At 40.4% G+C, this 22303-nt stretch carries 18 protein-coding genes; 13 read left to right on the top strand and 5 right to left on the bottom strand.

Annotated elements, in window-relative coordinates; translation table 11 throughout:
• Positions 1 to 34: 34 nt before the first annotated feature.
• Positions 35 to 745 (bottom strand): sulfate transporter CysZ, encoded by a 711-nt coding sequence (gene cysZ / locus PTET_RS10100; protein ID WP_407681290.1) that lies wholly within the window; start codon positions 743 to 745, stop codon positions 35 to 37.
• 323 nt (positions 746 to 1068) lie between these two features.
• Between cysZ and PTET_RS10095 the strand changes: the two genes are divergently transcribed.
• Together PTET_RS10095 and PTET_RS10090 are read left to right on the top strand one after the other, a co-directional pair.
• On the top strand, positions 1069 to 3315 hold the full coding sequence (locus tag PTET_RS10095; RefSeq protein WP_096038577.1) for a putative bifunctional diguanylate cyclase/phosphodiesterase: 2247 nt from the start codon (positions 1069 to 1071) through the stop codon (positions 3313 to 3315).
• 403 nt (positions 3316 to 3718) lie between these two features.
• On the top strand, positions 3719 to 5278 hold the full coding sequence (locus PTET_RS10090) for a BCCT family transporter (protein ID WP_058154938.1): 1560 nt from the start codon (positions 3719 to 3721) through the stop codon (positions 5276 to 5278).
• 179 nt (positions 5279 to 5457) lie between these two features.
• Here the strand turns inward: PTET_RS10090 and PTET_RS10085 are convergent, their stop codons facing one another.
• Positions 5458 to 7062, bottom strand: a complete 1605-nt coding sequence (locus PTET_RS10085) for a methyl-accepting chemotaxis protein (protein ID WP_033103811.1) — start codon at positions 7060 to 7062, stop codon at positions 5458 to 5460.
• Between the two features lie 202 nt (positions 7063 to 7264).
• Between PTET_RS10085 and PTET_RS10080 the strand changes: the two genes are divergently transcribed.
• From PTET_RS10080 to speB, 3 genes are all read left to right on the top strand, one after another.
• Entirely contained in the window at positions 7265 to 7723 is a 459-nt protein-coding gene (locus tag PTET_RS10080; protein WP_013465312.1) for a GNAT family N-acetyltransferase, read from the top strand.
• A gap of 143 nt (positions 7724 to 7866) precedes the next feature.
• Positions 7867 to 9780 (top strand): biosynthetic arginine decarboxylase, encoded by a 1914-nt coding sequence (gene speA, locus PTET_RS10075; RefSeq protein WP_096038576.1) that lies wholly within the window; start codon positions 7867 to 7869, stop codon positions 9778 to 9780.
• Between the two features lie 3 nt (positions 9781 to 9783).
• A complete protein-coding gene (speB, locus tag PTET_RS10070; protein WP_013465310.1) occupies positions 9784 to 10707 on the top strand; it encodes an agmatinase in 924 nt (307 codons plus the stop codon).
• A gap of 63 nt (positions 10708 to 10770) precedes the next feature.
• Here speB and PTET_RS10065 read toward each other — a convergent pair whose 3' ends face one another.
• From PTET_RS10065 to PTET_RS10055, 3 genes are read right to left on the bottom strand one after another with little or no spacing between them, the layout of a single operon-like run.
• Positions 10771 to 11064, bottom strand: a complete 294-nt coding sequence (locus tag PTET_RS10065) for a hypothetical protein (RefSeq protein WP_013465309.1) — start codon at positions 11062 to 11064, stop codon at positions 10771 to 10773.
• Complete coding sequence (locus tag PTET_RS10060; RefSeq protein ID WP_064662927.1) at positions 11061 to 12101, bottom strand: M48 family metallopeptidase; 1041 nt, start codon at positions 12099 to 12101, stop codon at positions 11061 to 11063. Before PTET_RS10060 ends, PTET_RS10065 begins: the two co-directional genes overlap by 4 nt.
• Positions 12101 to 13189: a YjgN family protein gene (locus PTET_RS10055; RefSeq protein ID WP_096038575.1), complete on the bottom strand. Its 1089-nt coding sequence runs from the start codon at positions 13187 to 13189 to the stop codon at positions 12101 to 12103. The genes PTET_RS10060 and PTET_RS10055 overlap by 1 nt, the downstream gene beginning before the upstream one ends.
• 172 nt (positions 13190 to 13361) lie before the next feature.
• On the opposite strand from PTET_RS10055, the gene PTET_RS10050 reads away from it, so the two are divergent.
• From PTET_RS10050 to msrB, 8 genes are all read left to right on the top strand, one after another.
• Entirely contained in the window at positions 13362 to 14093 is a 732-nt protein-coding gene (locus PTET_RS10050) for a TrmH family RNA methyltransferase (RefSeq protein ID WP_096038574.1), read from the top strand.
• 68 nt (positions 14094 to 14161) lie between these two features.
• Positions 14162 to 17563, top strand: coding sequence for a chromosome segregation SMC family protein (locus PTET_RS10045; RefSeq protein WP_096038573.1), 3402 nt, complete (start codon positions 14162 to 14164; stop codon positions 17561 to 17563).
• A gap of 73 nt (positions 17564 to 17636) precedes the next feature.
• Positions 17637 to 18383 carry a cell division protein ZipA gene (gene zipA / locus PTET_RS10040; RefSeq protein ID WP_090494259.1) on the top strand — a complete coding sequence of 249 codons (747 nt, stop codon included), beginning with the start codon at positions 17637 to 17639 and terminating at the stop codon, positions 18381 to 18383.
• Between the two features lie 79 nt (positions 18384 to 18462).
• Positions 18463 to 20484, top strand: coding sequence for an NAD-dependent DNA ligase LigA (ligA, locus tag PTET_RS10035; RefSeq protein WP_096038919.1), 2022 nt, complete (start codon positions 18463 to 18465; stop codon positions 20482 to 20484).
• Complete coding sequence (locus PTET_RS10030; protein WP_013465302.1) at positions 20477 to 20821, top strand: DUF3392 family protein; 345 nt, start codon at positions 20477 to 20479, stop codon at positions 20819 to 20821. The genes ligA and PTET_RS10030 overlap by 8 nt, the downstream gene beginning before the upstream one ends.
• On the top strand, positions 20818 to 21318 hold the full coding sequence (locus tag PTET_RS10025; protein WP_096038572.1) for a DUF2919 domain-containing protein: 501 nt from the start codon (positions 20818 to 20820) through the stop codon (positions 21316 to 21318). Before PTET_RS10030 ends, PTET_RS10025 begins: the two co-directional genes overlap by 4 nt.
• 6 nt (positions 21319 to 21324) lie before the next feature.
• Positions 21325 to 21765 (top strand): hypothetical protein, encoded by a 441-nt coding sequence (locus PTET_RS10020; protein ID WP_096038571.1) that lies wholly within the window; start codon positions 21325 to 21327, stop codon positions 21763 to 21765.
• Positions 21766 to 21860: 95 nt separating this feature from the next.
• The gene (gene msrB / locus PTET_RS10015; protein ID WP_033103821.1) at positions 21861 to 22301 is read left to right on the top strand and encodes a peptide-methionine (R)-S-oxide reductase MsrB; all 441 of its coding nucleotides are present in this window, start codon (positions 21861 to 21863) and stop codon (positions 22299 to 22301) included.
• The last annotated feature ends 2 nt before the right edge of the window (positions 22302 to 22303 follow it).

The raw sequence follows: 22303 nt of genomic DNA, 5'->3' as shown, positions 1-22303 counted from the left end.
TATAAAAAATGGGCCAAGTGGCCCATTTTTTATTTTAACTACAGTATTGTGGTCGGTAATTTTCAACCCATAATCGTGTGGCACCACATACCGCCACAGGCATAACAATTAAATTTACAAATGGGATAGCGGTTAGCAGCATCACGGCAAAGCCAAACCCATAAGATAACCCTTGTTTGCTTTTTAAGTCATTTTTCATTTGTGTAAAGCTAATTTTGTGATTATCAAAAGCATAATCTTTATATTGCACCGCATACATCCAGCAGGTAAAAAGCACCCATAGCACTTGGCCTATTACAGGTAGTACCCACAATAAAATAAAAAAGCCGATAGCGCGTGGGAGGTAGTAGCAAAGCTTAGTCCATTCCCGGCCCAGCATTCGCGGAACATCTTTAACTAAATCAGCTAATCCGTCGTCGTTAATTTTTTGACCAGTTAAGTAAAGCTCTACCTTTTCACTTAGTAAGCCATTGAAAGGTGCGGCGATAAAGTTAGTAATAACGGTAAATAACATACTGTAACTAAACAGCACCACCAGCACAGCAATTGGCCACATTAACCATTCGAGCCAACTTAGCCATTCTGGGAGCATGGCGTTTACGGCATTAAAGCCATCACTAAGCCAGCCAAATAAAAAGAATAAGGAGCTACCAAATAATAAAATATTAATAAGTAGGGGTATAAGTACAAAGCGTTTTAGCCCTTTTTGACTAATTAACTTAAACCCTGAAAAAAAATATTCCATACCTTGTGTTATTTGCACACTAACCTCATCAATTATTTATGTTTTAGCTATTATAAATAGCTTGATGATTTTAAACAGTACTTTTAAGTAACAAAGTATTTAATAAAGGGTATTTACAGATGGTATGTAAATAAATGATTTGTTGATAAGTACATTTCAAATCGCCACCTTGTATTGAATGACAAACGCTCGTGAAATAGACGAAAATAGCATAGATGCTGATTTCAATATTATGTATAGTCAAAAGACTATAATAAATTATTATAAACAGGCCCTAAAATAGAGCGACGCATTTAGCGTTAGTGATTGTTGAGGAATATAATTTGATTGAAATAATGAGAGTCAGAAAGCTGCTTTCTCAGCAACAAAGTATATTATCGAAAATAGCACTCGGTGCGCCACTTGATGAGGTACTGGAAAATATTTGTTTATCTATTGAGGAGCTTATTGAAGACTCCTCTGCAAAGTGCTCTATATTAACGCTCAAAGGAGAGCAGCTATTTCATAGCGCGGCACCTAATATTGCACAGGGTTACTGCCAAGCAATTAATGGTGTGAAAATAGGGCCAACTGTCGGTTCATGCGGTACTGCAGCCTATGAAAAAAAACGCATTATAGCCGCAGATATTTCAACATCGCCATTATGGGATGATTATAGAGTATTGGCGTTAAGTTATGGTTTAAGGTCATGTTGGTCTACCCCCATTATTTCAACAAAATCAGACATATTAGGCACTTTTGCAATTTATCATGACAGCGCAAAGTCACCGACACCACAAGATTTAGAATTAATAGATTTTTTTGTTGATTTCACCAGTATTGCTCTTGAAAAGCACACCGAGTCACTAAGATTAAACGCGTTGCTTTTTGAATTACAGCAAAGTAATGAAAAGTTTAAAGCCTTTACAAAAGTGCTTCCTGATCTAACCCTCATTTTGAGTGAAGAGGGGGAGTATACCAATGTTTACGGCACAGCTAATGAAAGTTTATATTTAAGCCAAGAGCACGTTATTAATCAAAATGTCAGAGATATTATGCCTCCTGAAGATGCAAATCCTATTCTGGCGGTGATTGACAAAACGTTGCAAACTAATGAAGTTCAAGTGTTTGAATATCAGCTCAATATAAAAGGTAAGCAGCTTACATTTGAAGGGCGAACAGCTCCCCTTGAAAGTTACCAGCCTAATAACCCGTCACTGAGACATGTGGTGTGGATGGCCAGAGATATCTCTAATCGCAAAGCTGCCGAAGAAGAAGTACAACGGTTAGCATTTTTCGATCCGCTCACTAACCTTCCTAATCGCAGAATGCTCAATGATAGGCTCAGTATGTATGTGGAGCGAATTAAGCAGTCTGATCATTCTGGCGCACTCTTATTTTTAGATTTAGATAATTTTAAACGCATAAATGACTCACTAGGTCATAATGCAGGCGATGAAATACTGGTTGAGTTATCACAGCGATTAACAGCTATTTTGAACCCGGCAGATACCCTCGCACGAGTCGGTGGTGATGAATTTATTATTCTTATCGAGCATGTCGGTGATAGCCACATGCAAGCTAATAGTGAATCTGAGTTGATTGCTAAAAAAGTACAAAGTGTCTTTTATGAAAAATTTGAAGTGGGCGATTTAGCGTTTCAGGTCAGTTGTAGTATTGGTATTTGTTTGATTAACACGAGCAATGCCATAACCGCTAATATTTTAAAATTTGCAGATACCGCTATGTATCGCTCTAAAATGAAAGGCGGTAATAGTAGTAGCTTTTACGACCCCGCACTGCAAACCTTACTGGAAAATCAAACTGAGCTTGAAACTGACATTGTCAGGGCTATCGCGTGCGATGAGTTTTGTGCTTATTTTCAGCCACAATTAGCAATTGATGGAACCCTTGTGGGTGCTGAGGCATTAATAAGATGGAATCATCCAACCAAAGGACTTATCCCCCCTAATGCATTTATTCCAATTGCCGAGCAATTTGGCTTAATTCAAAAGTTACAAAATATTGTATTAAGAGATATTTGTATTTTACTTGAAACACTTCGAGATAATAACTTACTCGATGACAGCTTTAGCGTATCAATTAACATTAGCCAATGTCAGTTTAATTCTTCCACTTTAAAAGGTGAGCTATTTAAAGCAATTGAAGCGTTTGACGTCTCGCCAACTCGAATTAAATTAGAGATCACTGAATCAATGTTGGCGGGTGACTTGATGGGGACCGTAAAGCAAATGGAAGAATTAAAATCGCAGGGATTTGTGTTTTCAATTGATGACTTTGGTACGGGCTACTCGTGTTTAAAACATTTAAGCGTTTTTCCTATTGATGAGTTAAAAATTGATAAAAGCTTTATTGATAAAGTGCTCAATAGCGCATCGGGTCAAAGTATTGTGCAATCTATTATTGGCTTAGGTCATAGCTTAAATATTAACATTGTGGCCGAAGGGGTCGAAAGTGCTGAGCAACTAACAATATTAAAGTCGATGGGCGTGAATGCTGTGCAGGGTTATTTATTTGCAAAACCATTAACGTACAGCAACTATTTAACATGGCATAAACAGCATCAATAACCCTGTATTTATCACTAACAGAGCGACAGGTTTAGTTGCCCTAATCGATAAGCCGCGTTGTTTGCGTACCCACTGCGCAGCAACGTTTAATAACGTACCGCGCTTTTGCTAAAGCAAAAATGTATATTTTTTGTTTGTTTGATACCGTGATGTAATTTATCTTTTATTATTGTGTAACTACTACACAAATCATTCCTGAGGCATTGGTTTAGCGTTTTTAACGCGTTAAACTAGTCAGGAATTGGCAATAAGTCTACTTGTTGTGACATTACCTAAACGTGAACATGACAAGTACTTAAAACTCGCTTTTGAGTTGCTTTGTCGTTTGTTGAAACTAGGGTTTAGTGTGATGTCATGGTGTGTCGCTATGTCGGTAACTTTAAAGAACCATTAGGAGCGATAAATGAATACCACTAAAGCAACTTTAAAGTCGGGTGAAACACATTCTTCCCGAGTTAAGTTTCTTGATGGGGTTGATATACCCGTATTTTTAATCAGTGGCGGTATATTAGTTTTATTTGCCGCGCTGGCCCTTTACGACATTAAACTGATGTCTGATTGGATAAATACGGCCTTTGCCTTCTCAACCAAAATATTTGGCGCCTTTTGGCAAGTCCTACTTTTATTAACCTTTGTGATTGGCATTTTCTTAGCTATCGGCCGCACTGGCTCAGTGGTACTGGGTGGCTTAAAAACCCCTGAAATTTCTACCTTTAAGTGGATAAGTATTATTATGTGTACTTTGCTTGCTGGTGGCGGCGTATTTTGGGCCGCAGCAGAGCCAATGGCACATTTTATTTCTCCGCCACCGCTATTTGGTGGTGAAACAGGCACTAACGATGCCGCTTATAACGCACTTGCACAAAGCTTTATGCACTGGGGATTTTTAGCCTGGGCTATATTAGGCAGCTTAACGGGCATTGTTTATATGCATCTTCATTACGAAAAAGGCTTACCGCTTAAACCTCGTACTTTGCTTTATCCCGTATTTGGCGATCGTGTTATGAAAGGGGCGCTTGGTACAATTGTTGATGCATGTTGTGTACTCGCTGTGGTTGCTGGCACTGTAGGTCCAATTGGTTTTTTAGGCTTACAGGTGAGTTTTGGCCTAGATAAATTGTTTGGTATTCCTGACACCTACACCACACAAGTAGTTATTTTATTTAGTTTAATTGGCATTTACACACTTTCAGCGGTAAGTGGCGTTACTAAAGGTATTCAGCTGTTAAGTCGTTTTAATGTTGTTTTGGCTGTAGTGCTGATGTTGTTTATATTACTGATGGGGCCCACTGCGTTTATTATTGATAGCTACATCCAATCGTTTGGCTTGTACTTAGATAACTTTATTCCTATGGCTACGTTTCGTGCCGATAAACCATGGTTAGACTGGTGGACCGTATTCTTTTGGGGCTGGTTTTTAGGTTATGGCCCTTTAATGGCGATGTTTGTTGCGCGTATATCGCGTGGCCGAACTATCCGTGAAATGATTTTACTCATCTCTGTGGTTGCGCCAGTGATCACCTGCTTTTGGTTTACCATTGTGGGTGGCTCAGGCATATTTTTTGAGTTAAATAATCCAGGTGTTATATCAGAACCTTTCGCAGGGCTTAATTTACCAGCGGCATTGTTAGCCATTACTGAGCAGTTACCCATGGGGTTTGTTGTGTCGGTATTATTTTTAGTGCTGACCACTATTTTTGTGGCAACAACCGGTGACTCAATGACGTACTCGGTATCTATGGTGATGACCGGTACCGATCATCCGCAAACATCAATTCGTGTGTTTTGGGGAGTTATGATGGGGGTAATGGCTGCATTACTCATCTCAATTGGCGAGGGCGGAATTTCAGCGCTACAGTCCTTTATTGTGGTGACCGCGGTGCCAGTTTCCTTTGTGTTACTACCGTCACTGTGGACAGCACCACAAATAGTTAAAAAAATGGCAGATGAGCAAGGGCTCTAATAGCACATAAAAAAGGCGCTCGTTAGCGCCTTTTTCTATTTTATACATCGCTTAAATTTTAACAAAAAACAGCCACATTTCTTCAGGCCACACAGACTCTACCGGATTAAAATAATTCACTAACAAACAGTTTAATTTGTTGATTGAGCAAGTTTGTTAAGTTTTTTCAAACTATTTAATTATTTTAAAAATGAAGCAAGCTCGTCAACGTGCGTTTGAGTTTCATTTATTAAAAGTCCAATTTGTGCCGCTGCTTCGTTTGATGTTTTGGCAAGGTTACGTACTTCGTCAGCAACCACGGCAAAACCTCGTCCAGCTTCACCAGCTCTCGCAGCTTCAATGGCCGCATTAAGAGCAAGTAAATTAGTTTGATCTGCCACGGCATTGATGGTGGTGACCGTAGTTTGAATTTTCCCTAATACGGTTGACATTGATTGATGCGTTCCAGTAACCAATTTGTTTCTAGAAGAGACATTACTACCAAATACAACGTATTTAGAAACCTTACCGTTTAAATCGGTAATAGAAGAAATAATGCAATCTAGCGTTACGTCTTCATTTTGATGCGTCAATGACATCATTACTTCAGTCGGCTTGCCTTGGTTGAGTATTTGAATACGTGAAGCGTCTAAATGATCCCTTAAATTACCAAACACACTCGCTATGTTTGAGCCCTCAGATATGTTTAATTGCTTTTTGGTATACTCATTGGCAGATAGGAACTGGCCATCTTCATTAAACTCAATCACAGCCGAGTGGCTACTTATTGCATCTTTTTGGTTTATTTGTTCAAGTACTTGGCGTTTAATTTCGCGAATATCTGAACTGACGCCCACAAACCCTGTGTGCTGGCCATTATCATCAAATGTTGGGTTTACCGACAGAACAATCCAATATGGCACACCATTTTTATCAAAATTTAGTATTTCTTCATAAAATGGTTGTTTGTTTTTAAGGTTTTTTGAAATCCGCTTAACGGTTTCTTTGTCTGTTTGTTCTCCCTGCAAGAAATTGCCTGGTTTTTTGCCTTTTACTTCTGCAAGTGTATAACCTGAAAGTACTTCAAAGCCAGGGTTAACATATTCTACTAAGCCATCTTTATTGGTAATAAGTACACTAGTACTGGTATTGCTGACCACTTTAGATAACAGTTCAAATTGCTTATAGTCTTCAACTTGTGATTGTTTTGATAATACAAATGCAGACAACAAGGTATTATTGAAGTTAAAAGTAGTGTGGGCAACATTATAATAAATATTGTCTTTTACAGATAAACACAGTGAACCGTGTTCGCTATTTAAAGCATCTTGTAAAACGTTTAGCAATTTAGTGTTTTCTTTGGGCAGTAGTGCAGCGTCGGCACTGTTCGACGTATCTAAATTATTCGCAACAAGCTTTGAGTTATCATCGAAGACTGCATAGATATCTTCACCTAAACTCAGAAGTGTTTGCCAAGCTTGCTCATCTAACACTCTTATCGGCTCAGGCTTAAATACATGGAGCGAGCATGTATCAAGCTCTTTTAATGTAAGCGGGCTAATGTGTTGGGTTAAAAACAAGTTATTTCCACAAGCAATGGTTTTGCTTGTTGGATTATAACGTTTATTTAAATAAGTTAATGTATTAGTGTCATTAGTTTGGTTAAGTGTCTTACTTAGCGATGTAAACTCGTCATTCACTGCAATAACAGTGTTGTCGTTGTTAACGATAATCGCAGCTGCTTCGTGTGTACTAACTAGCTGTTTTGCAAACGCCTGTTTTCTTTTTTTTGGGCTAAACCACATTATTTATTCCTAATTTACACTCTAATTGATTGCATTATACGCCCGTCATAGTACATCTAGGTCAAACTATTGTTTTTTATTTTGCAATAATAATTTTGTGTCGGTATTTTTTAAAAGTAATGACATAAAACATAGTTATTGTTCATTTGTTACAATGCGTTATAGTTTGCTAACAAATAAGAAAATAAATTAGAGATAACCTATGCAGTTAATAGATTTAACCCCTGATGATCCCGATGTGATTAATGTTTTTTCTGATATCGACAGACTTATTAATTCTTTATATCCAGTAGCGACAGCACAGTCATTGTCTGTTAGTCAATTGGGCCAACCCAATGTCTATGCAATAGGCTTGAAAAATGAAGAGGGGATTATTGCTTGCGGGGCGATTGTTATGCAGTTTGATACCCAGCCCTATGGTGAGATACGCCGTTTATATGTCAAACCTAGTTATCGCGGAAAAGGCTTATCGCGCCGTATTATGCAAATATTATTACACCATGCTGGCGAAGAAGAAATCCCAATCATAAAGCTAGAAACAGGGCCAAAGCAAAGACAATCAATCCATCTTTACGAGAATTTAGGGTTTGTACAATGTGCCCCTTTTGGTGAATACACAGAAAACCCGAACAGCCTATTTATGGAGCTTGCGCTCAGCTAATAATACGCTATTTACTGTTTTTCTTTATCAATTTTAATCCTCACTCGTTACGAGTAGAAATACTTGTTGGACATGAATCGCTATTTTTCTTTTAATGCGCGCAACTAGCCGGTTTGGCATTCATAAATAAAAGAGAAAGATAAATGAAAGAGACAACATCACTTGAACAAGCTCGTACGAGCTACAACGTTCGTCATTGGAGCCAAGGTTTTTTTGGTATTAATGATCAAGGTGATGTGTATGTTGCGCCTAAGGCTGATGCCCCACAGCAAACCATTGCATTAACAGACATTGCTAAGCAACTTGAAGAAAAAGGCTTAAGTTTGCCTGCGTTAGTTCGCTTTCCACAAATTTTACACCATCGCGTGCATAGCTTATGTGGTGCATTTAATACTGCTATAGAAAGTTATGGTTATCCAAAAGATTATTTATTAGTTTACCCAATTAAAGTTAACCAACAACGAGAAGTAGTTGAAGAAATTGTTGCCAGCCAAGCACAAGTAGAAAAAAAACAGCTTGGTTTAGAAGCAGGCAGCAAGCCAGAGTTATTAACCGTATTAGCGCTGGCTGAAAAAACCAGTGCGGTGATTGTGTGTAATGGCTACAAAGATAAAGAATATGTGCGTTTAGCGTTGATTGGCGAAAAGCTGGGCCATAAAGTGTATATCGTACTTGAGAAACTGTCTGAGCTGGATATGGTACTTAGCCAAGCTAAAGAATTAAATGTAAAACCACGCATTGGTATTCGTGTGCGTTTAGCATCGCAAGGCAAAGGTAAGTGGCAAGCAAGTGGCGGAGAAAAATCTAAGTTTGGTTTATCTGCTTCTCAAGTGCTGTATGTAGTAAACCGTTTAAAAGAAACAGATCAGCTAGATTTAGTCCAACTGGTGCATTTTCACTTGGGTTCGCAAATGGCCAACATTCGTGATGTGCGCTTAGGTGTAAGCGAGGCTGCGCGTTTTTATTGTGAATTACGTAAGTTGGGTGCGCACATAGAGTGCCTTGATGTAGGCGGCGGTTTAGCAGTTGATTACGACGGCACGCGCAGTCAATCACACAACTCAATGAATTACAGTTTAGCTGAATACGCAAATAATATTGTGTACACCATCGGTGATATTTGTAAGCAGTATGAGCAGCCTTTCCCTACCATTATTTCAGAGTCGGGAAGAGCATTAACGGCGCATCATGCAGTGCTTATTTCCAATGTAATTGGCACCGAAACGTATACACCAGAAGAAATAGAAGCACCAGCAGATGAAGCGCCGCAGCTACTTAAAAACATGTGGACGTCATGGCAACAATTACATGTGCTTATAGATGACCGTGCATTAATTGAAATTTTTCACGATAGTCAAGGTGATTTAGCCGAAGCGCATAGTCAGTTTGCGATGGGATTATTAGATTTAACCCAGCGTGCATGGGCAGAGCAAATAAACTTACGCGTTTGTTATGAACTCAATAAATTAATGGATAACAAAAACCGTTTTCATCGACCGATTATAGATGACCTAAATGCGCGTTTAGCGGACAAGTTTTTTGTAAATTTCTCATTGTTCCAGTCATTGCCAGACGCGTGGGGAATTGATCAAGTGTTTCCAGTATTGCCATTAAGTGGTTTAACGCAAGCACCGCAAAAGCGCGCGGTGTTATTGGATATTACTTGTGACTCAGATGGCGCTTTAGAGCATTATGTAGATGGCCAAGGTATTGAAAGTACGTTACCAGTACCTGAATACTCAGCCGATAAACCGTATTTAATGGGATTTTTCTTGGTGGGTGCCTATCAAGAGATTCTAGGCGATATGCATAACTTATTTGGTGATACGCACAGTGCTATTGTCAATATGGATGAGCAAGGTGTTGCCAGCATTACAGAAATTAACCTCGGTGATACTGTTGCTGACATGATGCGTTATGTACATTTAGATGTTGAAGGTTTTCAGCAGTCTTATGCGCAGTTAGTCAGCGCAAAAATTGCAGTAGATGAACAGCAAAGCGTCCTCGACGAATTGCAAAGCGGCCTTGACGGCTACACTTATTTAGAAGAGTTATAAGCAATGTCTAGCTTGTTTGGTCATGTTGACCACTCATTATACTCAAATGGGATGACGTTTTTACGTCGTCCTATGGTACAAAATATTAACGCCATAGACGCCGATGTAGTAGTACTAGGTTTACCGTTTGATTTAGCCACCTCTGGGCGCCCTGGTGCCCGCTTGGGGCCAGATGCAATTCGCAGAGCGTCGGTGCATTTAGCATGGGAAGATACTAAATATCCGTGGACGTTTCCTTTGTTTGAACGGCTAAAAGTAGCGGATGCTGGCGATTTTACCTATCCGGTAGGCGATCCTGAGTATTTTACTGCCCAGCTAGAAATGGCGGCAGAGCAAATACTTCGCCAAGGTAAAACATTATTAGGCTTAGGTGGCGATCATTTCGTAACGTTACCGCTATTGCGCGCACATGCAAAAATTCATGGCAAAATGGCGTTAGTGCATTTCGATGCGCACACCGATACCTATAGCAATGGATCGCGTTTTGATCACGGTACTATGTTTTATCATGCGCCAATGGAAGGGTTGATTGATGTTAATCACAGTATTCAGCTCGGCATTCGTACCGACTTTGATCAAAGCAAGCATGAGTTTGCAGTGATTGATGCCATGCAAGCCAATGATCTTCATGCGAATGATATTGCAGCGCAGATTATTGAGCGAGTGGGCGATTTACCGGTTTACTTAACCTTTGATATAGATTGTTTAGACCCTGCCTTTGCGCCAGGTACAGGTACACCAGTATGTGGTGGTTTAACTTCTGATAAAGTGCTGAAAATTTTACGTGCACTCAAAGGCATTAATATGGTGGGTATGGATGTAGTTGAAGTATCGCCTTCTTATGACCAAAGTGAGCTCACCGCCATTGCCGCAGCAACGATTGCCAGTGAATTATTGCATTTGTGGGCACTTAAGCATAAATATTAGTGCGTTTTAATGCAGCTCAAAAAAGCGCCAATTTGGCGCTTTTTTTGTATAAAAATAAGAGTACTATGAAAACTGCATGTTGTGCTTTTTAGCATAAATAAAAAACACCGGAATTTCGATTATTACGTAAGTTAAAAAAGTAAACCAAAACCAATTAACTTCAAATAGTAACCAGCTAAATTGCACGCCCGAGTTGTAATAAAGGCGAGATGCAATTAATAGCGTAATGCCTGTTGCAAATAAATCTTGTACCGATACCTTTTTAAAGCTGCTGCCTGCAAAGCGCGGATAAATAAACCCGTAGCCAAGCGTTATCATAATGATGACTAATAACAATAAATTCAGTTCAGGGGTCATAGTGGTTTATATTGCCTCGCATATTCTATTCGCTCTTGAGAGCTTGGGTGCGTTGATAAATACTTTAACCAAGTATCATCAAGGGTCGCCTCTTGTGCTTTTAAATTATTTTCCAGTGCTTCAATTGCATCAGCAAAGTCGTGGTTAGAATATCCTAATTTTAAAAGATTTTTAATAGCATATTCATCGGCCTCTTGTTCCATATCTCGTGAAAACGCTTGCTGTAAAAAAGATGAACCAGAGCCAAGCACGACCTCTAATATCCCTTCTAAATCACCAAAAATAACTGCAAATACAACGGTGCTCGCTGCAGCTTGTGCTGCAAGGCGAATGCTGTGATGGTGCTGAACATGACCAATTTCATGAAGTAAAATAGCACGCAGGGCATCAGGTTCATTCTTTAATAGCTCAACAAGTTCGTCAGTCACAACAACCCGCCCATTAGGAAGAGCAAACGCATTAGCTGAAAAATAATCTGACTGATAAAAAGAGAGTCTAAATTTTGCACTGTCTAAATTGAGTGAGTTAAGCATTAAACGCCATTGTTGCTGTATTTCTGATTGCTTATTAGTAGAAAGTTGAGAAGGTTCTAATGCGACTTTTTCTATCACACTGAGCGTTTGCTCTCCCATCGTTTCAATTGTCGAGGCAGGTGCTAAGTTAACGCTATATACGGCTACTGATGGTATTAAGCGGTATAAAATTAACCAAAGCAATAGGGGAATTAGCAGCACGGATGCAACAATAAGAATCTTATTTTTTTCTAAGCGTTCACTTAGTCCATGCTTTTTAAGCGCGAATGGCCATCTAAATTCTACATCTTGAGGAACAAATCGCCCACCATCAGCAAAATTTAACTCTGATGCCATGCCCGGTAACGGACTATCAAGTTGGCAATCGTCTAAAGTTGATGAAAGTAACGTCGTATTCTCAGAGTCAACAAGCGTTATTTGCTCATGGGAAAGGTGTGCGTAGCTTTTAATATATTGGCTGCTATTAGGGTAATAATAACAGCCAAAAATAGGATAATTACTCATTAGGTGAGTGAAATATCAATATCAAACACATTAGCAGCTTCTTCAGCAAATGATGACTGCTCATTTTGTGCAACATCAATCAACGAAAGCGCACCGCTATAAATAGTGACTTCAGTAACCGATGCTAACAGCTTTGCTCTGCGTATTTTAGCCCAAGGGTAGGCAAGTCCTAAGGTAAACATAATTGCCAATACATTGGTAAATAGTAAGATGGCATAGTCAATGGCTTTTAAGTTCGAATCAAAGGTAGCGACTTCTGAAAATTCACTGTTATTAAAAATATGATTTCGAATAAGCGAATGATAAACAGCGCCTACCAGTGTTAAAAACGCAACATACAACACAGCAATTAATAGCGGCACTACAATTGTCGAAAGGCTAAAGTTTTGTGTGTTTAAGTTATCGATAGTTAAGGCACTTGCACCAGCAAAGAAGCCAAAAATAACTAAGCCACCTATTGCAACTCCTAGGGTAATAAGTGCTGCGATATAATAGCGTTCGCCCTGAAGATTTACTGTAAGTGGTTTATTTCCATAGCTGATGTTTTCATGCATATATTGATCAATTCGCTTTAATACATACGGCAGCAATAGGTGTAATGTGAATACACTTGCAATAGGCAATAAAACAAAGTTAATAAATGCATCGCCGTAATTACCTGAAAAGGCAAAGCGCACATTACGATGGCGAGTCATACGCATATTAAAACGCAGACCTTGGTTGATGATCCACGGCAATAAAAATAAAAAGCCAATAGCAAATAAAAGGCCTATCGCCGGTGCGAGGCTGCTAAGTAAGGTGTAAATTAAAAATGCGATGACCGCTAAAATGCGCCCTTTTAAAATTTGTATCGGGGTCGCTAGATAGTCAAAGCTATGGCCGTCGATACGCGTATGACCGTAAAAATAACGGTAGGTGCGTACTTTTGCCCATGCAGAGTAAATTCCTAAAGTAATAATACTTAGCAGTATATTGACACTCCATATGCCAAAAAATTCGCCGCTTTTGCCGCTAAATTGTACTTTACCGCTAAAAATAGCAGGGGGTGTTTGATTTGACTCAGATGAAGTTGGGTGTATTGATTCCATTTAAAAAAAGTCCTTGTAATTTTTTGTAAATTTACCCTTTTTAGAGAATAAAAACAATCTTTATAATTAGCTAGCTTATTGTAAGTAGGCTAATTTTATTGCTTTTACTGTTTATGGGGCTGCACTTTAAGTCACCTCTGGTATACTGTGCAGATAATTTAACGGGGCTGACATGATTTCAAAAAACCAACTTAAACTAATTCGCCAGCTTGGCCAAAAGAAGTACCGCAAGCAACTTAATCAATACCTTGTACAAGGCGAAAAAAATGTACTGGAGTTATTAAATAGCCCATTAAAAGTAACCGATGTGTTTGCAACGCAAAACTTTATTGATAATAACCAAAGCGCATACCCTCAAACGCATTTTATTGTTGCTGATGAAGAACAGTTAACAAAGGTAAGTACTTTAGTCACTAATAATGCGGCGATTGCCATTGTTGATATGCCAAGTACCACATTACCCGATGAAAGCAGCTTAATATTGGCCTTAGATGGAGTGTCTGATCCGGGTAATTTAGGTACCATCATTCGCGTGGCTGATTGGTACGGTATAAAACACATTGTTGCTAGCACTGACAGTGCCGATCCGTATAACCCAAAAACAATTAGCGCCACTATGGGGTCATTTGTTCGTGTATCGGTAAGCCAAGTTGATTTACCTGGCTATTTAACATCTTTGGATGTGCCTATTTATGGTGCATTTTTAGAGGGCGAGAATGTCCATCATTGCCAGTTTACTGGGAAAGGGGTGTTATTAATGGGCAGCGAGTCACATGGTATACGTCAGCAGTGCGCAGCGCTGGTGACAAATAAAATTACCATCCCTGCCTTTGGTGGTGCTGAATCGCTTAACGTGGCAATGGCAACGGGCATTATTTTAGATAACTTTAAACGCCAAGCTTAACCTTTTGCCTAAAAATAGGTTAAATTGTAACAACTAACAAAAATAATAAAAATTGGTAAAACAAACAGATGCGCTTAAGCACTATAAAATTAGCGGGCTTTAAATCCTTTGTAGAGCCCACTAAAATTCCATTTCCGGATCAAATGACGTGTGTTGTCGGCCCTAACGGCTGTGGCAAATCGAACGTGATTGATGCGGTGCGATGGGTGCTTGGTGAAAGCTCAGCTAAAAATTTACGTGGCGATGCCATGACAGATGTTATTTTTAATGGCTCCACTAACCGCAAGCCCATCTCACAAGCTTCTGTTGAACTCATATTTGATAATACCCAAGGTAAATTACCCAATATCTTTGCTGATCGTAACCAAGTGGCGATTAAGCGTTTGGTAACTCGCGATGGCCAATCGCTGTACTTTTTAAATGGAAGCAAATGCCGCAAACGTGACATTACTGATATATTTTTAGGCACGGGGCTTGGGCCGCGAAGCTACGCTATTATTGAACAAGGGATGATCTCACGTTTAATTGAGAGCAAACCGCAAGAGCTACGTGTTTTCTTAGAAGAAGCCGCTGGGGTCTCTAAATACAAAGAGCGCCGCCGTGAAACACAAACACGCATAAAAAGCACCCGAGAAAACCTAGAGCGACTCCTCGATGTTCGCCAAGAGTTACAAAACCAGCTTGATAAACTTGCAGTACAATCGGTTGAGGCTAAAAAATACCGCGAATTTAAAACTCAAGAGCGCACCTTAAAGGGGCAAATAGCGGTATTAAAATGGCAAAAGTTGCATCAGCAACAAGTTGATAAAAGTGCGCAAATAAAAAAGCTGGATGAACAAATCAGCTTTTTTAAAACGGCGCATTCAGGCCATGATGATGTTCTGGCAAGCCTTGAAGCTCAAGTACAAGTTCAGCAAGATAAACTTAATGATGCACAGCAACAGCAGCACCATACACATACAGAATTGACTCGCAGTGAACAGCAGCAAATTAGCATTAAACAACAAACGCTGTCACTGAAACAAAACTTAGCCAAGTTAGAGCAGCAAAAAAATCAAAGTGAAGAAGTCAAAACACAGCAACAAAGTCTCTGCCAAGAGTTAGACGACAGCTTGCAACAGGCTATTGAGCATCACTTAATGTGTAGCGAGCAAGTTATAGAGCTTACCGATGAGGTTAATCGGCTGCTGGAGATTAAAAATGCCGACACATCACACTGGCAATCACTAACAGAAGATTATCAACAATTGCATAATCAGCAGTTAGCGCATACCAACGCAGTAAAACATACAGAACAGAAAATCAGTTATGTTAAGCAACAACTAACGCAGCTTGATGAGCAAATAGATGAGTTAAAACGCAGTGAGATAGAGCAGCAATTAACTCAGCAACAACAGCACAGACAAGTCCTGACTGAGCAGCTAGCGAAAGCGCAAACGGCTCACAGTAAAGGCCAAACTGCGCAAACTGCTCAGCAGCAACAGCTAGATGATGCACAGCAAGATTGGCAGCATTTATCTCAGCAAGTAAATGAATTAAAAGCCGGTATAGCGGGGCTACAAACTACTCTTGGGCTTGAAAAAAGCAGCGATGAAAGTTTAACCTTATTTAAGCAGTTAACTGTTCAGTCGGGATATGAGTTTTTAGTCGAGCAGGCGCTGTCATCACTTGAGCATATTCATATATCACAAGGTAAAGCAGAAAATAGCACGTGGGAAATTGCATCGCAGTCTGCAGCTAAGCACAGTATTGCCGCGTTTATTACCTCAGGCGTGTATCCTGAGTTATTAAATCATATTGCTTATGATGAAGCCGGCGATATAAGCGCACTTAACGACAATAGTTATATTGCGGTTATAGATAAGCAAGGGGCATTACATGGTCGAAACTGGCATGTAAGTGGCGATAAAAATGCAGAAAATTCCTTATTATTAATGCACAAAAAACTCAAGCAGCAAGAAACCTTACTTGAGCAACAACAACAGGCATTGACGAACGCACACTCCACACTTGAAGAACATAAAACGCAGGCTGCATTGTTAACTGTTCAGCAAAATGAGCGCAAAGACACTATTCACCAGTTAGCACAACAACTTGCTGTAGCAACAACGCGTGGCGATATGCTTAAAGCGCAAGCTGATCAGCATCTGCAGCAGCTAACAAAATTACAACAACAGCGTCTGCCTCTGCTAGAGCAACAACAGCAGTTAAGCGAATTATTGAGCGAAGAGCTCGATAAAAATGAACAGCTTGCACAGCAGTTACAGGCCTTAGCTAAAGAGCTTAGCCAAGCCGATAGCACACAAATAAATAGTGATGAGCGTTACAAACAAGCTTTGAATAATGCTGAACAATATAAAACACTAGCGCATCAGGCAAACCTTAATGAGCAAAAAGCACGAAGTGAATGGCAGCTCAGTCAAACAAAACTGAGTCATGCTGTACAGGCGTTTACTAGTGCCGAAGAGGATGCGCAAGAGATAATAGAGCAGATTGAAGCGTTACTTATTCCTGAGCAAGAGCTTGCACTAAGTATTGAGCAATTATTAGTACAGCACCAACAAGGCGAACAAACCCTTGTGGATATTCAGCAGCAGTTAGCTCAAGCAAAACAAGAATTACAAAACAAACAAGCGAGTTTAAAAACGTCACAAGCTGAGCTGGTGGCATTGCAAGATCAGCATCAAAAGCTGAGTATTGAAGAGCAAAGCTTACTAATAAAAGCGCAAGCGGTACTAGAGCCACTTAGTGAGCTTAATCAAAATTTAAAACAGGTATTAGCAGAGCTTCCTGCAGAGTTGTCATTAAATGCGGCGCAAAATCAACTTGCTGGAGTAAGTAATCAGCTAGAGCAATTAGGAGCCGTTAACCTTGCAGCTATTGATGAGTTTGAACAAGCGAAGCAAAGAAGTGATTATTTAAATAATCAGCTGGACGATTTAACCCAAGCATTAACAGCTTTAGAAGGCGCTATTCATAAAATAGATCGTGAAACAAAAACGCGCTTTAAGTCTACGTTTGATCAGGTAAATCACGATTTTGGCCAGCTTTTCCCCAAAGTGTTTGGCGGCGGCAGTGCTTACTTAGAATTAACCAGTGACGATTTACTCGAAAGTGGTGTTAGTATAATGGCAAGGCCACCAGGTAAAAAAAATTCGACAATTCATTTGTTAAGTGGTGGAGAAAAAGCGCTGAGCGCATTATCATTGGTGTTTTCTATATTCAGGCTCAATCCAGCTCCATTCTGTATGCTGGACGAGGTAGATGCTCCATTAGATGATGCCAATGTGGTTCGTTTTTGCCGTTTGGTTGAAGAAATGTCACAATCTGTGCAGTTTATTTATATTAGTCATAATAAAATTGCAATGGAAATGGCGGGTAGATTAACGGGTGTAACCATGGCAGAGCCCGGCGTGTCGCGCATGGTTGCTGTGGATATTGAACAAGCGGTGCAACTTGCACATGCATAATTTTATAGTCATTTGCTGGTTATTTTAGGTAAAATGATGGCTGTTAGGCATATTAATAATAAAAGGTGAGGGGATGGCCGAAGAATTAAGATGGGTTTTAATTGTGATCAGTGTATTTGTCATTGGTGGCTTATTAATACACGGTTTGTGGTCAGTAAGAAAAAAAGAGAATGCTGAACTCCCTGCAAATGAGCGAGTCGAGCCTGTTCAAGAACAGCAGCCTTCATCTGTACATACTGAGCCACAAGAGCCAACGTTAGCGCAACGAGAAGAGCCACAAATGAGTGAGTTAAACTTCAGCGCTGATGAACCACAGATAGACGAAAGCCCAGTAAATACACCTATCGAGGATGACCTTGAAGTGGTAACAGAAGAGGCCGCAGACACACAACAAGATGCCCCTAAAGACGTTGCAGACTTTGTCATTGTGCATATTCAAATGCCAGAAGGGCTCACTATGCAAGGCAGTAAATTACTGCCTGCTGTTAACATGCTAGGTTTTAAATATTCAGAAGAAGGCTTTTTTAATCGCCACCTAGACCCAGCAGGCCAAGGGCCGGTGTTATTTAGGTTGGTGAATATGTATAACCCAGGCACGTTCGATATTGATAATATGGAACAATTTAGCACCGCTGGGGTGAGCTTATTTATGACTCTGCCATGCGATGGCGACGGTTTAGCCGCGTTTAACATGCTGCACAGCGCCGCTAAAAAAATAGCGGATGAATTTGGTGCCGATATTTTAGATGCAGAGCGAAATGTAATGACGGTAGAGCGTATTCGTCAATATGTTGAACAGGTTCGCGTATTTTCTGCGTAACATACGCATAAGTTAAATTTTGTAAGCCACTGGGCGTTCACTCGTCAAAGTGGCTTTTTTTATGTTTTTTGAGGTCTACATGACAAGCAGCATTAGTGAGCAAATTAATCATCTTCGTACCACGCTTGAGCAACACAATTATAGTTATTATGTGCTTGATACACCCAGCATACCTGATGCCGAATATGACCGCTTGTTACGGACACTAAGTGAATTAGAAACCCAGCACCCTGAGTTTTTAACAGCCGATTCACCCACTCAAAAAGTTGGAGGAGCGGCGCTTGCCAAGTTTGAGCAAGTAGCGCACCAAGTGCCTATGTTATCGCTTGATAACGCCTTTGGTGAGGATGAATTTAGCGGTTTTAATCGTCGTATTAAAGAGCGCTTAATGAGCACTGAAGAGCTTGCATTTTGCTGTGAGCCTAAACTGGATGGTTTAGCGGTTTCGATTATTTATCGCGATGGAGTACTGGTTCAAGCGGCGACCCGTGGCGATGGTTTTACTGGCGAAAATATTACTCAAAATGTAAAAACAATCCGCAATGTGCCATTAAAATTGCGCGGTGATGATTACCCTCGTGAGCTTGAAGTGCGCGGTGAGGTATTTATGGATAGCGCGGGCTTTGAAAAATTAAATGCAGAGGCAGAAAAACGTGGCGATAAAATCTTTGTTAATCCACGTAATGCGGCGGCAGGAAGTTTACGCCAGCTCGACTCAAAAATTACCGCAAAACGGCCATTGATGTTTTATGCCTACAGCACCGGATTAGTTGCCGATGGCACCTTACCTGAAGATCACTACCAGCAACTTGCTAAGCTTACCGATTGGGGATTACCGCTGTGTCCAGAAACCAAATTAGTTGAGGGCCCAAAGGCTGCGCTTGCCTATTACAATGACATTTTAACGCGTCGTAGCGAGCTAAAATATGAAATAGATGGCGTGGTAATAAAGGTAAATAAAAAAGCCTTACAAGAGCGCTTAGGCTTTGTAGCTCGCGCACCGCGGTGGGCAATCGCTTATAAATTTCCGGCGCAAGAAGAAATAACGCAATTATTAGATGTTGAATTTCAAGTAGGGCGCACAGGGGCAATTACTCCCGTAGCACGACTAGAGCCGGTATTTGTTGGGGGTGTTACGGTATCAAATGCAACGCTGCATAATGCCGACGAAATAGCTCGTTTAGGCGTTAAAGTGGGCGATACTGTGATTATTCGCCGCGCAGGGGATGTTATCCCGCAAATTACTCAAGTGGTACTTGAGCAACGCCCAAGCGATGCAAAAGAGATTGTCTTTCCAACTATGTGCCCAATTTGTGACTCGCATATTGAACGGGTTGAAGGTGAAGCCGTTGCACGTTGTACCGGTGGCTTAGTATGCCAAGCACAGCGTAAACAAGCGATTAAGCATTTTGCATCGCGTAAGGCATTAGATATTGACGGCTTGGGCGACAAAATTGTTGATCAATTAGTTGACCGAGAGCTGATCAAAACCCCGGCTGATTTATTTACTTTAAAGCAGGGACATTTTGAATCACTTGAACGAATGGGGCCTAAATCAGCTAAAAATTTAGTTGCCGCGCTTGATGATGCAAAAACGACTACCTTAGCAAAGTTTTTATATTCACTGGGTATTCGTGAAGTCGGTGAGGCAACCGCGCAAAACTTAGCTAATCATTTTTTAACGCTTGAAAACGTAATCGATGCCAGCATTGAACAGCTGATTGAAGTAAGCGATGTAGGTGAAATAGTGGCAAAGCACGTGCGTGGCTTTTTTACTGAAGAGCATAATTTAACCGTGGTGAACGAATTAATAGCCCAAGGCATTAACTGGCCACAGTTAACAGCGCCATCAGAGCAAGAACAACCGCTAGCGGGTTTAACTTATGTGCTAACTGGGACGCTTAATACGCTTAATCGCAATGATGCGAAAGCGCGCCTACAACAATTAGGTGCCAAGGTATCTGGCAGTGTTTCAGCCAAAACGGATGCGCTAGTGGCGGGCGAAAAAGCCGGCTCTAAACTAACTAAAGCGCAAGAATTCGGTATAGAAATACTGACAGAGGATGATTTAATTACTTTGTTAGAGACTCATAATGGCTAGTTTTACAAATATACTTAATACCTTGTTAATTGACCTAGGCCAGTGGCTACAAGGCTATTTACCGCATTTATCATTGCTTTTGATGGTGTGCTTAGTGTCGCTTTATGCGGATGACATTTTAAAGCTCACCAAAGGCGTGGTAGCTAGGCGTCACTTTATTATAAGGGTGGCATGTTTTGTGTTGATCACCGCGTTTGGGTTTGGTTTATTAGTGGTGTGGTTAAGCCCACTGCTAACTAAAGCCTTACTGTTTTTTGGTACTAAGTGGTTGGGGCTCACATTATTAGCTGCATTTTTTATTTTGGGCACTATTGCCGATAGGAAAAACCAGTTGTGAGCCGTTATGGACCTGAATACTGGGATAAATATGGCAGCTATCGTACGCCAATAGCGTTTCATTTGAGTATTTTAGTGTTACTGCGGGCCTATTTTATTTGGGTGATTGCCGCGCTGAGCCGTCGTCCTGAACTTGATCTAATGTCATTGTTTTTTAAATCAAAAAATGATTTTTTTATTGCCATAGCGATTGGTGCTGTGGCAATTGTACCCACTATTTTGTTTTGTTTACGCAGACCCAGAGACTCGCATCAAGCTACGAAACGGTTAGCGCGTGTTTGGCGATACATGCGTTGGCCACTTATTACTTGCGCGCTAATAGACTTGTCGTGGTTAAGTATCCAGGCGGCACATAGCCATTATCGCTTTTCACTGTTTTTAGCCATACAAATGGTGATTGTATTGTGGGTATTGTGGTATTTGGCAAAAAGTCGTTATTTAAGTGTTTTTTTTAGTGATTGGCCCGAGCCGACAGAAAAAGCAACCGATAAAAAGTAAGAGATTATGCACACTATTAATAAAAAAATAGCGCAAGTAGTGGCCTTTATAGGGCTGATTCTTATCTGCGTTGGCTATTTTTTATCATTAGGCGAACATATTTGGTTTAAAGGGATATTGCTATTGTGGATAGTGGTATTTTGTTCGTGCTGTTACCGGTTAACGCCGTTATTTAAAATGCGTAACCCGCTGCGTAACTTTATTCAGCGTGATGCGCAGCATTTGTTTGTTTTTAGTTTAACCGGGTTGTTTGATAAAAAGAATGGCCCGCATTGGTTAGTCATCAGCAATATTGAGTCAATAGAGATAAAAGACGATGAGCTAATAGTGCATAGTAATAATGACAGGCAATTAAGCGTGAGTATTCCTGGTAGTCAAGCTCAATTACACGCTTATATAAGCCGTATACTTACAGCAACAGAGAAGCACCGTATAGTGTTTAAATAGCGTTGATCGTGGTATTAGCCACAGACGTAATGATAGGCTGTCAGCCCATGATTGTGGCTTAGTATGAAGCAAATTAATAACGCAATGAGGTTGTTATGTTGAAATGGAATGATATTGTTAATTTTGCCAACCATGGCAATCCGACTCCGGTTCAAAAAGTAGTTAAAACAGATCAGCAATGGCGTGAACTGTTAAACGAAGAGCAATATTACGTGACCCGTAAAAAAGGCACAGAGCGCCCAAATAGTTCAACTAGTTGCACACTATTAGAACCGGGAAAGTACGTGTGTGTGTGTTGTGACAACCTACTGTTTGATGCGGATGAAAAGTTTGATAGTGGCACAGGATGGCCTTCATTTACACAACCTGCAACGGTTGATGCGATAGGGTATGTAATGGATAACAGCCATGGCATGGAGCGAGTTGAAGTTGTTTGTAATGTGTGTGATGCGCACTTAGGGCATATTTTCCCTGATGGCCCACTTCCTTCCGGCTTGCGCTACTGTGTAAACGCACTGGCAATGAAAAAGCTCTAGGG

Origin of the sequence: Pseudoalteromonas tetraodonis, from assembly GCF_002310835.1 — a bacterium.
GTDB lineage: Bacteria > Pseudomonadota > Gammaproteobacteria > Enterobacterales > Alteromonadaceae > Pseudoalteromonas > Pseudoalteromonas tetraodonis.
Note: the sequence above shows the minus strand (reverse complement) of the source record. Positions and strands in the feature narration are given on the sequence as shown.